Genomic DNA, 12,898 nt, shown 5'->3' on the forward strand with positions numbered 1-12,898 from the left:
AAGATTAAATTGCCAACGACTTTCACCGGTGAAATTTGTATTTTATCCAAGAGTTATCCTAGTATAGAGGGGCGAAACGCAATCTCCTTAAACAAGGTTTCTACAAGGATATAGACAATGAAAGTATGGAATAAAGTGCTTTTGGCCTCAATCATTGGGCTATTGCTTGCCGGCTGTGATGACTCATCCAAAGTCGACGCCAATCTTGAAAAAGCCAAAGACAGCGCTGAGCAAATGAAAGATGCCGCACAGAAAAAAGCGGACGATCTGACCGATAAAGCCGCCGCAGTGGCCAAGGACATCAAGAAAGAGGCCACCACTCAGGCCGACCAATTGAAAGACAAGGCTTCGGCAATCAAAGACGATGCCGCCAAGCAGGCTGATGCCATCACCAATGATGCGAAAGCCAAGGCTGACGCCATCAAAGAGGATGCCAGCAAGCAAAGCCAGCAGTTGGTTGATCAGGCTAAAACCATTAAGAACGATGCCATTAATGGTGCCAATGATTTGACCGAGCAAGCCAAAGCGAAAACCGAAGCGATTAAAAACAGCGCAGAAAATAAAGCGGAAGAATTAAAAAGTGATGCCGACGCAGCAGGGAAAGAAAATACCCCGCCGGCCGCACAACAATAATACTTAGCAATAAAGAAAGGAGCAGTAAATGGGGATTATTTCCTGGATTATCTTCGGTCTGATCGCCGGTATTTTAGCCAAGTGGATTATGCCAGGCAAAGACGGCGGCGGTTTTATTCTGACCGTTGTCCTGGGTATCGTCGGTGCCGTGGTTGGGGGTTATATCAGCACCTTCTTTGGCTACGGCAGAGTTGACGGTTTCAACTTCGGCAGCTTCGTGGTGGCGGTGATTGGTGCCATCGTGGTGCTGTTTGTATACCGTAAAATCCGCAGTTAATTTATTGCGCATCAACAAACCGGGCAGCCCATTGGCTGCCCGTTTTCCTTACTACTTCTGTTCGGCCGACTCGTCCGGCGCTTCGATCACTTCCTCTTCCATGCGGTACAGGCTGATGACCTTAAACAGCAGGCTGAGGCCGATGCCGACGATGGTCGCCAGCGCCATGCCTTTCAATTCGGCAGCACCGATGTGCACCTTAGCCCCGCTGACGCCGATAATCAGGATCACCGAGGTCAGGATCAGGTTTTGCGCCTTGTTGTAATCCACTTTGGATTCAATCAGCACACGAATACCTGACGCGCCGATCACCCCATACAGCAGCAAAGAGACCCCGCCCATCACCGGCACAGGTACCGCCTGGATAGCCGCCGCCAGTTTACCGACGCAGGACAGCAGAATGGCCAGAACCGCCGCGCCGCCGATCACCCAGGTGCTGTATACCTTGGTGATAGCCATCACGCCGATATTCTCACCGTAGGTGGTGTTTGGCGTGGAGCCGAAGAAGCCTGAAATCACTGTCGATATGCCATTAGCGAACATTGAACGGTGCAGGCCAGGGTCACGGAGCAGGTCTTTTTTGACGATATTCGCAGTCACCACCAAGTGGCCGACGTGCTCGGCGATCACCACCAGCGCCGCCGGCAGGATGGTGAAGATTGCGAACCATTCAAAACGCGGGGTGTAGAACGTCGGCAGCGCGAACCAGTGCGCCTCGCGGATCGGGGTCAGATCCACCACGCCCATAAAGAACGACAGCGCATACCCTACCAGCACACCGATCAGGATCGGGATAATCGCCAGAAAACCACGGAACAGCACGGAACCCAGGATGGTCACACCCAGCGTCACCAGCGAGATAGTGATGGTTGTGGTGTCTGCGCTGACGCCGTCAGCCGGCAACAAGCCCGCCATATTCGCCGCCACACCGGCCAATTCCAGGCCGATGACCGCCACAATCGCCCCCATCGCCGCCGGAGGGAAAATGACGTCCAGCCAGCCGGTACCGGCTTTTTTAACCAGCAACGCGACCAGGCAAAACAGCACCCCGCACATGATAAAACCGCCCAACGCCACTTCATAACCCAACGGCAACAGCAGCAGCACCGGGGAAATGAACGCAAAGCTGGAGCCGAGATAGGCCGGGATCTTGCCCTTGCAGATAAACAGGTACAGCAAGGTTCCGACGCCGTTAAACAGCAGCACCGTCGCCGGGTTAATCTTGAACAAAATAGGCACCAGCACGGTCGCGCCAAACATGGCGAACAGGTGTTGGAAGCTGAGCGGAATAGTCTGGAGTAGCGGCGGGCGTTCGCTTACGCCTATCACGCGACGGGTCATGGATGTTTTTCCTCTGGGTCGTTATCAGTTGTGTAAGCCTAATGATATATGCTCAATGGATTTCAAATTACAGCTAGGCGGCAAGGGCGTTAATCCCCAGGAGCTTATTTATAATAAGTGACTGGGGTTAGCGCCCGCAGACAACAACGCTGTAGCTTGAAAGACGACGAGCATTAAAAAGCCGACTCATCAGTCGGCTTTATTTTTGTTTATTTGGTACCAAATATCTTGTCGCCCGCATCACCCAGGCCCGGTACGATGTAGCCCTTCTCGTTCAGGCATTGATCGATGGAGGCCGTATACAGCTCGACGTCCGGGTGCGCTTTCTCCAGCGCGGCGATCCCTTCCGGCGCGGCAACCAGCACCAGCACCTTGATGCTGTTGCAGCCGGCTTTCTTCAGCAGATCGATAGTGGCGATCATCGAGCCGCCGGTAGCCAGCATAGGGTCGACAACCAGTGCCAAACGCTCTTCGATGTTGGACACCAGCTTTTGGAAATACGGCACCGGCTCCAGAGTTTCTTCGTCACGGTAAACGCCAACCACGCTGATACGTGCGCTCGGTACGTTTTCCAGTACCCCTTCCATCATGCCCAGACCGGCACGCAGAATAGGCACAACGGTAATTTTTTTCCCTTTAATCTGGTCTATTTCAACCGGGCCGCACCAGCCATCGATGGTGACTTTCTCTGTTTCCAGATCGGCGGTCGCTTCATAGGTCAGCAAACTACCCACTTCTGAGGCCAGCTCACGGAAGCGTTTGGTGCTGATATCATTTTCACGCATCAGGCCAAGCTTGTGTTTCACCAGCGGGTGTTTCACCTCAACGATCTTCATCATTTTTCTCCTATTAAGGTGGTTTACGGCCAAAAAAATCGCCGGATTATACCTCCTTTTGCCGACTGCGCCACCCACAATAGCCCGATCGGGATCAACAAAAGTTTGAATAACAGTATAGATGACGAAAAAGCGGAGCTGGTTCACAAGCCACTCGCAAACGTTTGCCTGCGCTGTTAGAATTGCCGCGCCTTATTCCGGAATCAATGCCGGAAGCACAGTATTCAAACCGCAAACCGTCGTGGGGATCGCGCAGTGACCGACAAAACCTCTCTCAGCTATAAAGACGCAGGTGTCGATATCGATGCTGGCAATGCATTGGTAGACCGCATCAAAGGTGTAGTAAAACAGACCCGCCGCCCGGAAGTGATGGGTGGTCTGGGCGGTTTTGGCGCCCTGTGTGCGTTGCCGCAGAAATACCGCGAGCCGATACTGGTTTCCGGTACCGACGGCGTAGGCACCAAGCTGCGTCTGGCGATGGACCTGAAACGACACGACACCATCGGCATCGATCTGGTCGCAATGTGTGTGAACGACCTGGTGGTTCAGGGTGCTGAGCCGTTGTTCTTCTTGGATTACTTTGCCACCGGCAAACTGGACGTGGACACCGCGGCCAGCGTGATCACCGGTATCGCCGAAGGCTGTAAGCAGTCTGGCTGTGCTCTGGTGGGCGGTGAAACCGCTGAAATGCCGGGCATGTACCACGGCGAAGACTACGACGTGGCCGGCTTTTGCGTCGGCGTGGTCGAAAAGTCCGAGATTATCGACGGCAGCAAGGTGCAGTCCGGCGACGCACTGATCGCCCTGGGCGCTTCCGGCCCGCACTCCAACGGCTACTCGCTGGTACGCAAAATCCTGGAAGTCAGCAACACCGACCCGACCACTACCGTTTTGGAAGGCAGACCGCTGGCGGACCACCTGCTGGCGCCGACCAAGATTTACGTGAAATCGGTGCTGGAGCTGATCGAGAAAATCGACGTGCACGCTATCGCCCACCTGACCGGTGGCGGCTTCTGGGAAAACATCCCGCGCGTGCTGCCGGAAGGCATGCAGGCCGTTATCGAAGAATCCAGCTGGCAATGGCCGGCCGTCTTCAACTGGCTGCAGCAAAACGGCAACGTCAGCCGTCACGAAATGTACCGCACCTTTAACTGTGGCGTGGGCATGGTGATCGCGCTGCCGGAAGAAGCCGTGGAACCCGCCATCGCATTGTTGACCGCAGCCGGTGAAAAAGCGTGGAAGATCGGTAAACTGACCGCTTCTTCTGACGAACAACAAGTGGTCATCAACGGATGAAAAAGATCGTGGTGTTGGTCTCCGGCCAGGGGAGTAATCTCCAGGCGCTGATTGACGCCTGCCAGCAGGGCAGAATTGCCGGCGAGATTGTGGCGGTGTTCAGCAACAGGGCGCAGGCTTACGGTTTGCAACGTGCAGAAGCGGCAGGTATTGTCGCTCATGCACTGGACGCCAAGGCCTTTGCCGACCGGGCCGCGTTTGACGTCGCCCTGGCGGATGCCATCGACCAATACCAACCGGACCTGGTGGTGCTGGCCGGTTACATGCGCATTCTCAGCCCGCAGTTCGTGCAGCGCTATGCCGGACGCATGCTGAATATCCACCCTTCCCTGCTGCCCAAATACCCTGGGCTGCATACTCACCGTCAGGCCATCGACAACGGCGACAGCGAACACGGCACTTCGGTGCACTTCGTGACCGAACAGCTCGACGGCGGCCCGGTGATCCTGCAGGCCAAGGTGCCAATCTTCCCCGGTGACGAGGAAGACGAGGTGGTTGAACGGGTACAGGCTCAGGAACATACCCTTTACCCGCTGGTGGTGAACTGGTTTGTCGAAGGCCGCCTGGCGATGCGCGATAACGCCGCCTGGCTGGATGGCGAGCGCCTGCCCGAACAAGGGCATGCGGCAGACTAAAAAGCCAATCTTAACCCCTTCTAAACGGTGCCGCTCACGGCGCCGTTTTTTTTTCGCCGCAACCCATCGCCGAAGTTATACTTGCCCACAGTAGCAACCGCCCCTATCTATAACGACATTGAGGAACCCCCATGTCCAGCACTACCAACGTCAGGCTACGCCCACTGGAACGGGATGATTTGACGTTTGTCCATCAGATGGACAACAACGCCAGCGTGATGCGCTACTGGTTTGAAGAACCCTATGAAGCCTTCGTAGAACTTTCCGATCTCTACGACAAACATATCCACGACCAGAGCGAACGCCGCTTTATTATTGAACACCAGGGCGCCAAGGTCGGGCTGGTGGAACTGGTGGAGATCGACCATATCCACCGCCGCGCGGAATTTCAGATCATCATCGACCCGACGCATCAGGGCAAAGGCTACGCCACTATCGCCGCCAAGCTGGCGATGGACTACGGTTTCTCGGTACTGAACCTGTACAAGCTGTACCTGATCGTCGATAAAGAAAACCCGAAGGCAATCCACATCTACAGCAAATTGGGCTTTGAAGTCGAAGGCGAGCTGATTGACGAATTCTTCGTTAACGGTGAATACCGTACCGTGCTGCGCATGTGCATCTTCCAGCCGCAGTACATGGCGAAATTCAAAACCGCCGCCAGCGATCAACCTTTGGTTAAGTGACAACAAAAACCCGCGAGAGCGGGTTTTTACTATCATGATATTCGGGCTTATCCCAACGGCAGGAAAAGACAGCAGCGGCATCAACCATAGCGTCCGGTAATATAATCCTCGGTGCGGCGCTGGCGCGGTGAAGTAAAGATGTCGTCGGTGTCGTTGTATTCCACCAATCGGCCCTGGTGAATAAACGCCGTGTAATCCGAGACGCGTGCCGCCTGCTGCATGTTGTGCGTCACCAGCACCACGCTGTACTGCTGCTTCAGCGCGGAAATCAGCTCTTCAATGGTCAATGTGGAGATCGGATCCAACGCCGAGGTCGGCTCATCCAGCAGCAGCACTTCCGGCTCGATGGCTATCGCCCGGGCAATCACCAACCTTTGCTGCTGGCCGCTGGAAAGACGAAACGCGTTCTCGCGCAGCCGGTCTTTGACCTCGTGCCACAGCGCGGCGGCACGCAGCGAACGCTCCACCGCCTCATCAAGGATCCGTCGGTCACGTACGCCCTGCAGACGCAGGCCGTAAACCACGTTTTCATAAATCGATTTCGGGAAAGGGTTCGGCCGTTGGAAAACCATGCCGACCCGCCGTCTTAACGCCGCAACGTCGATTTGCGCGCCGCCAATGCTTTGACCGTTCAGTTGCAAATCGCCTTCAATCCGGCAGTTGTCCACCAAATCATTCATACGGTTGAAACAGCGCAGCAGCGTGGATTTGCCGCAGCCGGACGGGCCGATCAGCGCCGTCACCCGGTGCTTGGGAATACGCAGCGAGATATCGTGCAGCACCTGTTTTTCGCCATAAAACAGGTTGAGGTCGTTTACCGCCAGCGCGGTATGTTCATCATCAAGGTGCTGGACATCCAACCGGGGCAAACTGCCTGGCGTCATCAAACTCATTAGGCACTCCCCAGGAATAACATCGTTGTTACTGCGACCATGCTCTGTACCGCTCCCTCAGCGAATGGCGAATGCCCATCGCCGCCAGATTCAAGCCCACGACAATCGCCACCAGCAGGAAGGCGGTGGCGAACACCAGCGGCCGGGCTGCCTCCACGCTCGGGCTCTGGAAGGCCATATCGTAGATCTGGAAGCTCAGGTGCATAAACTTCCGCTCCAGATGCAGATACGGGAAAATATCATCTACCGGCAGCACCGGCACGGATTTCACTACCCCCACCAGCATTAATGGTGCCGTCTCCCCGGCGGCGCGCGCCACCGCCAGGATCAGGCCGGTCATCATCGCCGGCGCCGCCATCGGCAACACAATACGCCACAGCGTTTCCGCCCGGCTGGCGCCCAGCGCCAACGAGCCCTGGCGCAACGAAGCAGGAATGCGCGACAGCCCCTCTTCGGTAGCGACAATCACCACCGGCAACGTCAACAGCGCCAGCGTCAAGGCCGCCCACAGCACGCCCGGCGTGCCAAAGGTCGGGTTAGGCAACGACTCCGGGTAGAACAGCTGATCGAGCGTGCCGCCAATCATATAGACGAAGAAGCCAAGACCAAACACGCCATAGACAATCGACGGTACGCCGGCCAGATTAACCACGGCAATGCGGATCAGCCGCGTCAGCAGATTATTGCCTGCGTATTCATGCAGGTAAACGGCGGCAATCACGCCAAACGGCATCACCACGATCGACATCAGGATCACCATCAGCACCGTGCCAAAAATCGCCGGGAATACGCCGCCTTCGGTATTGGCCTCTCGCGGGCTGTCGCTGAGGAATTTCTTCACCTGTTCGGCCCAGTGCACCAGCTTTTGCGTGGTATTCATCGCGTTGGGGTACCAGGCATCGCGCACCTGGCTTAGCGCAATGGTATGGGTCTGGCCATGCATGTCACGCAGCAACAGCGCATCGCGGTGGCGATCGCGGTTCAAACCTTCCAGACGGTCGGAAAGCAGTCGATATTGACGTTGCAGTTCCAGCCGCTCGGCGTTGATTGACGCCTGTGCGCGGGCGTCTAGCTTATCTTCCCGCTGTAAGCTTTTCTCTCGCAGACGCAGCGTATCGAACCGCTGGTTAATGCGCGCCATATCGCGAAACTGAATATCATGGGCCTGACGCGAAAGCGCGGCAATCTGCGGCAAACGTTGCAGCAGCGCCTGGCTAAGATTGCGGCCGGTCAGCGGCTGACCATCCTCCAGCATACCGGCCAGATAACCGTAAGCGGTGCCGTTGTTATTACGTTCCAGCACCAGCAGATCGCGCGGTGTGCTTTGGCGAACAATGTCACCGGCCAGCAGCGTCCGGAAGTCTTGTCCTTCGCTCTCGCGGTTGCCCACCTTGATCAGATAGCGCTCAAAACTCTGCGCATTCCCCGGCGGCAGTGCGATACCGGACTCCAGCAGTTGCCGGCGCGGAATGCTTTGCTGCTGATACAGCTCGCCGATCATCGTCACCGGCCCTGCGGCACTCTGGTTGAGCTCAAACTGATAGACCGGGCTCGGCCAGAAATAGCGCATCCCCTGTCCGGCCAGCAGCAGCATGATGCCGATCAGCGCCAACAGGCTGACGGCCACCGACCCGGCGGTCAGCCAGATCCACGGCGAACCGCTCTTCGCCCAGCGCTTCATGGCGCCTCCTGGTTCAGGGTATAGCGCTCACGCAGCCGCAGTCGGACCGCCTCCGCCAGCGTGTTGAAGACAAAGGTGAAAATAAACAGCACCAGCGCAGTCAGGAACAGCACCCGGTAATGGCTGCTGCCAGCGACCGCTTCCGGCATTTCTATGGCGATATTGGCCGCCAGGGCGCGCAGGCCCTGGAACAGGCTGCCGTCGATAACCGGCGTATTTCCGGTCGCCATCAGCACAATCATGGTCTCCCCCACCGCGCGGCCAAAGCCAATCATCAGCGCCGAGAAAATGCCGGCGCTGGCCGAAGGCAGCACCACGCGTATCACGGTTTGCCACTGGGTCGCCCCCAACGCCAGCGACCCTTGGCTCAGGGTTGCCGGTACGCTGAACAACGCGTCTTCCGCCAAAGAGAAAATAATCGGCACTAACGCAAAGCCCATCGCCACGCCAACCACCAGCGCATTGCGCTGGTCATAATCATCACCCAGCCAGAAATGCAGCGGCTCGCCGAACAGTTTCACTTCCAGCCAGGGTCCCACGCTAAACGCCAGCCAGACGGTCAGTACAATCAGCGGCAACAGGATCAGCAGATCGACGCCCGGCGGCAGGCGCCGCGGGGCAAACCGGTTCATCAGCGCACCGCATGCCAGCACCACCGCCGCCAACAGCAAGGGGAGCGACAACACCGCCAGCAGATAATATTCAATCACCGGCGCCAGCCAGATGCCCGCCACCAGCCCGATTACCACCGTCGGTAAAGCCCCCATCACCTCAATCGCCGGTTTAATCACCCGCCGCAGTCCGGCCGACATGAAATAGGCGGTATAAACTGCCCCGGCCAGCGCCAGCGGAATGGCGAACAGCATGGCATAGGCCGCGGCCTTGAAGGTGCCAAAAATCACCGGCATCAGGCTGAATTTGGCCTGATAGCTGTCCTCGCCAGAGGTGGATTGCCAGACGTAAGCCGGTTCGGGGTAATTCTCGTACCACACCTTGTGCCAAAGCGAGCGCCAGGTGACGTCGGGATAAGGGTTGTCGATCGCATAATGTTGCCAGCCCTGTGCCGTTTCCAGCAGCAGGCCATCACCGCGTGGAGCGAACGCCATCTGCTGTACCCCGGCGCTCAGCCTGCCGTTCAACAGTGGCTGCGGCTGGATGCTGGAAAACAGCGAGAAACCGCCGTCCGGTCTCAGGGTGGCGAACACCCGGCGATAAGGTTCGGCCACCAGCAAATCCTGCGGCTCGGACTGGTGGTCGAAATGCTGCACCGGCGTCAGTTGCCAGCGCCGATCTTTTTCGACATCAAACCATTCGCGTACGCTGCCGTCAGGCGCTTCGATCAGCAACGCGCTGCCGCCAGGCAACGCCGTCAGCTGATAAGGAGAATGTTCGCCAAGCGTACGCGTTTCTTTTAGCTGCAGCTGCGTGTCGTTAATTTGGTAGCGCGCCAGCCGATTCCCCGCCAGCAGATACAATTGGCGACCGTCGGGCGTCAACACCAACTGCTGCACCGCACTGTCCAGCGTGATCTCACTTAGCTGCGGTGGGTGGTCGCTGCCGAAACGGCCAAACACCAAACGACGATCTTCGGTAACACCGGCCAGAAGGTACTGCCCATGGCGTGCTTCAGCCAACGTCAGCAGCGTTAATGCTCGCCCCTGTTTATCCAACGTCAGCGGTCGTTGCCCAAGCGGAAACAACCACTGCGGTGCCGACGCCCCGGCTGCTGCGAAGTCCGCACTGGCGACGATAAACCGGCCGTCGGCCTGTGCCAAAGCAAACAGATCGCGTTCGCCGGCCGCCTGAGTCAGCAGCGTCGGTTTGGCCAGCAGCGTCTGTTGCGTCAGAGGATGGGCGTTCTGCTGCGTCAGAGGATAGAACTGCCCCTGCCCTTGCGCATCGATGCGGTAACCTATCCGCTGCTGCACATCCATACCCAGCGCCAGCGCAGGTGCAGAGGCACTGATCGTCAGCGGTTTCGCCTGCCCCATTGCCGCCGGTTTAAACAGCGGCAACACCGCAAACAGCAGGTAAACGAAGATCAGCATCAGCGTCATCAACACCAGCAGCCCGCTGACGGTAACCGCCGCCTGAACGCTACGGTCGATGCGCGCGCGCAGGCGATCCCGGGGATGTTGGTTTACCGTAGTTTGTGCCATGTCTCTCGCTGTCGCTGATGTAAGCAGGCTTGCGCCATAGAATAACCGGGCATCTTATGTCAGTTTTGTGACGTTTGCATGACAAAGTTGCCTGCCGCCATTATCGAATTTAACGCTATTCATTAGCATTATTAACCCTATATATTGCTGAAAAATGATGGTTAAGCCGATCATCTGTAGAGATATTTAGCATTATTGTCTTCATTTTATATTGCTCCGACATGTTCAACGCCCCGGACGCCGCAGAGAATATTTTTACGCCTTAAAATGCCTCGCCCCAAGGTAATGGATATGTTGGACTTTCCTGTCAATCTCTCGCAATAATGATGAAGGACACTAGAGCGGCATCCGGGCGCTGCGTCCCGGATCCTTTTCTAAAATTGAACTGGAGTGGCAATGGGTCAGGAAAAGCTCTACATCGAAAAAGAACTAAGCTGGTTATCCTTTAATGAACGCGTGTTGCAGGAAGCCGCAGATAAGAGCAATCCCCTGATTGAGCGCATGCGTTTTCTGGGCATTTATTCCAATAACCTTGACGAGTTCTATAAGGTCCGCTTTGCCGATCTCAAACGACGCATTCTGATCAGCGAAGAACAGGGCTCTGGCGGCGCTTCACGCCATCTGCTGAAAAAGATCCAGGCCAAGGTATTAAAAACCGATCAAGAATTCGACAGCCTGTATAACGATTTGCTGCTGGAAATGGCACGCAACCAGATCTTCCTGATCAACGAACGCCAGGTGTCGGAAAACCAGCAAATCTGGCTGCGGCAATACTTTAAACAGCATCTGCGCCAGCACATCACGCCGATCCTGATCAACAATGAAACCAACCTGGTGCAGTTCCTGAAAGACGATTACACCTATCTGGCGGTGGAGATTATCCGCGGTACGCGCATCGATTACGCGCTGCTGGAGATCCCCTCCGACAAGGTACCGCGCTTCGTCAACCTGCCGCCGGAAGCCCCTCGTCGCCGCAAGCCGATGATCCTGCTGGATAACATTCTTCGCTACTGCCTGGACGACATCTTCAAGGGCTTCTTCGATTACGACGCGCTCAACGCCTATTCGATGAAAATGACCCGCGATGCGGAATACGATCTGGTTACCGAGATGGAATCCAGCCTGCTGGAACTGATGTCTTCCAGCCTGAAGCAGCGCCTGACTGCAGAGCCGGTGCGCTTTGTTTATCAGCGCGACATGCCCAATGAAATGGTGGAACTGCTGCGCGGCAAGCTCGGTATTTCCAACTATGATTCGGTCATTGCCGGCGGCCGTTACCATAACTTCAAAGACTTCATCGGTTTTCCGAACGTCGGCAAGGCCAACCTGGTCAACAAACCGCTGCCGCGCCTGCGCCATACCTGGTTCGAAAAATTCCGCAACGGGTTTGACGCCATTCGCGAGCACGACGTGCTGCTTTACTACCCGTACCACACCTTTGAACACGTGCTGGAGTTGGTGCGCCAGGCGTCGTTCGACCCCAGCGTGCTGGCGATCAAAATCAATATTTACCGCGTGGCAAAAGACTCGCGCATCATCGAATCGATGATCCACGCCGCCCATAACGGCAAAAAAGTCACGGTGGTGGTGGAACTGCAGGCGCGCTTTGATGAAGAGGCCAATATCCACTGGGCCAAGCGCCTGACGGAAGCCGGGGTGCACGTTATTTTCTCCGCGCCTGGCTTGAAAATTCACGCCAAACTGTTCCTGATCTCACGCCGTGAAGGCGACGAGATTGTGCGCTATGCTCATATCGGCACCGGTAACTTTAACGAGAAAACCGCGCGCATTTACACCGACTATTCATTGCTGACCGCCGATTCGCGCATCACCAACGAAGTACGCCGGGTGTTCAACTTTATCGAAAACCCGTACCGGCCGGTCACCTTCGACAACCTGATGGTGTCGCCGCAGAACTCGCGTCTGAAACTGTATGAGTTGATCGACAACGAAATTGCCAACGCCGAAGCCGGGCTTCCGGCCGGCATTATGCTGAAAATCAACAATCTGGTGGATAAAGGGCTGGTAGATCGGTTATATACCGCCTCCGGCGCCGGCGTAAAAATCCGCCTGTTGGTGCGCGGGATGTGTTCTTTGATTCCCAACCTGCCGGGGATCAGTGACAATATTCAGATAATCAGCATCGTCGACCGCTATCTGGAACACGATCGGGTTTACGTTTTCGAAAACAAAGGTGACAAACTGGTTTATCTGTCCTCTGCCGACTGGATGACCCGTAACATAGATTACCGCATCGAAGTCGCGGTCTCGCTGCTGGATCCAACGCTGAAACAACGGGTTCTGGATATTCTGGAAATCCTGTTCAGCGACACGGTCAAGGCGCGTTACCTCGATAAAGAACTGAGCAACCAGTACGTGCCGCGCGGCAACCGCCGCAAAGTCCGTTCTCAGGTTGCCATTTACGAGTATTTAAAAGCTCTGGAACAACCAGGACAGTAGG

11 protein-coding genes are annotated in these 12,898 nt (G+C 56.2%); 6 read left to right on the forward strand and 5 right to left on the reverse strand.

The window, feature by feature from the left end:
• The first annotated feature begins 117 nt into the window (after positions 1-117).
• Positions 118-633 (forward strand): hypothetical protein, encoded by a 516-nt coding sequence (locus M2407_RS11810; RefSeq protein WP_020828070.1) that lies wholly within the window; start codon positions 118-120, stop codon positions 631-633.
• A gap of 28 nt (positions 634-661) precedes the next feature.
• A complete protein-coding gene (locus M2407_RS11815) occupies positions 662-910 on the forward strand; it encodes a GlsB/YeaQ/YmgE family stress response membrane protein (protein WP_002487967.1) in 249 nt (82 codons plus the stop codon).
• 51 nt (positions 911-961) lie between these two features.
• Here M2407_RS11815 and uraA read toward each other — a convergent pair whose 3' ends face one another.
• A complete protein-coding gene (uraA, locus tag M2407_RS11820; protein ID WP_259218191.1) occupies positions 962-2,251 on the reverse strand; it encodes a uracil permease in 1,290 nt (429 codons plus the stop codon).
• Between the two features lie 209 nt (positions 2,252-2,460).
• Entirely contained in the window at positions 2,461-3,087 is a 627-nt protein-coding gene (gene upp / locus M2407_RS11825; RefSeq protein ID WP_020828072.1) for a uracil phosphoribosyltransferase, read from the reverse strand.
• 255 nt (positions 3,088-3,342) lie between these two features.
• Between upp and purM the strand changes: the two genes are divergently transcribed.
• The 3 genes from purM (at position 3,343) to speG (ending at position 5,704) form a co-directional block, all read left to right on the forward strand.
• Positions 3,343-4,383, forward strand: a complete 1,041-nt coding sequence (purM, locus tag M2407_RS11830; RefSeq protein ID WP_128865052.1) for a phosphoribosylformylglycinamidine cyclo-ligase — start codon at positions 3,343-3,345, stop codon at positions 4,381-4,383.
• Positions 4,380-5,018: a phosphoribosylglycinamide formyltransferase gene (gene purN / locus M2407_RS11835; protein WP_198640018.1), complete on the forward strand. Its 639-nt coding sequence runs from the start codon at positions 4,380-4,382 to the stop codon at positions 5,016-5,018. Before purM ends, purN begins: the two co-directional genes overlap by 4 nt.
• A gap of 131 nt (positions 5,019-5,149) precedes the next feature.
• Complete coding sequence (gene speG, locus M2407_RS11840) at positions 5,150-5,704, forward strand: spermidine N1-acetyltransferase (RefSeq protein ID WP_020828075.1); 555 nt, start codon at positions 5,150-5,152, stop codon at positions 5,702-5,704.
• 80 nt (positions 5,705-5,784) lie between these two features.
• Here speG and pstB read toward each other — a convergent pair whose 3' ends face one another.
• Genes pstB through M2407_RS11855 form a run of 3 tightly spaced genes read right to left on the reverse strand, consistent with a single transcriptional unit; the run spans position 5,785 to position 10,437 of the window.
• A complete protein-coding gene (pstB, locus tag M2407_RS11845; RefSeq protein ID WP_020828076.1) occupies positions 5,785-6,597 on the reverse strand; it encodes a phosphate ABC transporter ATP-binding protein PstB in 813 nt (270 codons plus the stop codon).
• A 28-nt stretch (positions 6,598-6,625) separates the two neighbouring features.
• Complete coding sequence (gene pstA, locus M2407_RS11850) at positions 6,626-8,278, reverse strand: phosphate ABC transporter permease PstA (RefSeq protein WP_116689996.1); 1,653 nt, start codon at positions 8,276-8,278, stop codon at positions 6,626-6,628.
• Positions 8,275-10,437, reverse strand: coding sequence for an ABC transporter permease subunit (locus M2407_RS11855; RefSeq protein ID WP_259218195.1), 2,163 nt, complete (start codon positions 10,435-10,437; stop codon positions 8,275-8,277). Before M2407_RS11855 ends, pstA begins: the two co-directional genes overlap by 4 nt.
• 396 nt (positions 10,438-10,833) lie before the next feature.
• Between M2407_RS11855 and ppk1 the strand changes: the two genes are divergently transcribed.
• The gene (gene ppk1, locus M2407_RS11860) at positions 10,834-12,897 is read left to right on the forward strand and encodes a polyphosphate kinase 1 (protein ID WP_020828079.1); all 2,064 of its coding nucleotides are present in this window, start codon (positions 10,834-10,836) and stop codon (positions 12,895-12,897) included.
• Position 12,898 lies beyond the last annotated feature (1 nt).

The sequence above is a fragment of the Serratia sp. BIGb0234 genome (genome assembly GCF_024809915.1).
GTDB classification, from domain to species: Bacteria; Pseudomonadota; Gammaproteobacteria; order Enterobacterales; family Enterobacteriaceae; genus Serratia; species Serratia liquefaciens.

Excerpts from the sequence above, each read along its gene's own strand:
- ppk1 (WP_020828079.1), top strand. The coding sequence starts at position 10,834 with ATGGGTCAGGAAAAGCTCTACATCGAAAAAGAACTAAGCTGGTTATCC.
- speG (WP_020828075.1), top strand. The coding sequence starts at position 5,150 with ATGTCCAGCACTACCAACGTCAGGCTACGCCCACTGGAACGGGATGAT.
- M2407_RS11810 (WP_020828070.1), top strand. The coding sequence starts at position 118 with ATGAAAGTATGGAATAAAGTGCTTTTGGCCTCAATCATTGGGCTATTG.
- upp (WP_020828072.1), bottom strand. The coding sequence starts at position 3,087 with ATGAAGATCGTTGAGGTGAAACACCCGCTGGTGAAACACAAGCTTGGC.
- M2407_RS11815 (WP_002487967.1), top strand. The coding sequence starts at position 662 with ATGGGGATTATTTCCTGGATTATCTTCGGTCTGATCGCCGGTATTTTA.
- M2407_RS11855 (WP_259218195.1), bottom strand. The coding sequence starts at position 10,437 with ATGGCACAAACTACGGTAAACCAACATCCCCGGGATCGCCTGCGCGCG.
- pstB (WP_020828076.1), bottom strand. The coding sequence starts at position 6,597 with ATGAGTTTGATGACGCCAGGCAGTTTGCCCCGGTTGGATGTCCAGCAC.
- pstA (WP_116689996.1), bottom strand. The coding sequence starts at position 8,278 with ATGAAGCGCTGGGCGAAGAGCGGTTCGCCGTGGATCTGGCTGACCGCC.
- purN (WP_198640018.1), top strand. The coding sequence starts at position 4,380 with ATGAAAAAGATCGTGGTGTTGGTCTCCGGCCAGGGGAGTAATCTCCAG.
- uraA (WP_259218191.1), bottom strand. The coding sequence starts at position 2,251 with ATGACCCGTCGCGTGATAGGCGTAAGCGAACGCCCGCCGCTACTCCAG.